Below are 329 nucleotides of genomic sequence, written 5' to 3'. Positions count from 1 at the left end.
ATGTACCATAATCGGCAATGATGTTTCACGAGATAACGAGCGCGCTACATGAAGCGGTTCAATTCCGCTATCACAACCGACACTTTTACTCATTCTCGCCTTTAACCCAACGATTAGATCTTTATACTTTTCTACTGCTTCTATTACTTTCTCTTTATCGATCCATTCCATATTGGATAATTCATCAATTCGTTTCAAACCGATGCGAGAAATATTTAAAACGGCAAATAAATTCGTTTTCGCCTGCTCTCTACTTTTTACTAAATCTGCAATACGATCAGCTCCGCAGCTACCCGCATCAACAATTGTCGTTACCCCTTGCTTAACGC

Annotated in this window: 1 pseudogene; it reads right to left on the bottom strand. The window is 39.8% G+C overall.

The annotated features are described in order from the left end of the window. Nucleotides 1-329 (bottom strand): annotated as a pseudogene (locus ACSG5Z_RS29905) (amidohydrolase/deacetylase family metallohydrolase); the annotation flags it as partial.

This window comes from Bacillus pretiosus (assembly GCF_051294775.1).
Taxonomy (GTDB): domain Bacteria; phylum Bacillota; class Bacilli; order Bacillales; family Bacillaceae_G; genus Bacillus_A; species Bacillus_A wiedmannii.
The sequence above is the reverse complement of the archived record's forward strand: the minus strand, read 5'-3'. Positions and strand labels throughout refer to the sequence as shown.